1 protein-coding gene is annotated in these 328 nt (G+C 35.7%); it reads right to left on the bottom strand.

All coding sequences use genetic code 11. The features are described 5' to 3' along the window. Window positions 1–216 (bottom strand): helix-turn-helix domain-containing protein (locus tag KVT27_RS24060; RefSeq protein ID WP_217582119.1); only part of this gene is annotated, 216 nt, incomplete at its 3' end. Window positions 217–328: the final 112 nt, after the last annotated feature.

Genomic DNA, 328 nt, shown 5'->3' with positions numbered 1-328 from the left:
TTCTCTTAATGGCGCTAACTCTTCCGCTAACTTTTCTACATCAGGACGAAAATAAACTGCAATTCGATTTGATACTTTCAAAGGTGTTATACGACCTTGTTTTACAAGCGTGTGTAATCGCTGAGTTGTAACACCTAAAACATTTGCAGTTTCAGGAGCTGTTAACACAACTTCTTGTGCTATCTTACGCTTATCTTCCTCACTTACATTATCCATATTAATCACCCTTTCCTTTCATATATATAGCAATTAAATTAATAATCAATGCTACACTTAAAATCACCGTAGCCATAATGCCTAAGTAGGTGGTCATCTCTGTTGCTCTATA

The sequence above is a fragment of the Lysinibacillus sp. GbtcB16 genome (assembly GCF_019091145.1).
Classification (GTDB): Bacteria; Bacillota; Bacilli; order Bacillales_A; family Planococcaceae; genus Lysinibacillus; species Lysinibacillus fusiformis.
This window is presented reverse-complemented; position numbering and strand designations above follow the sequence as displayed.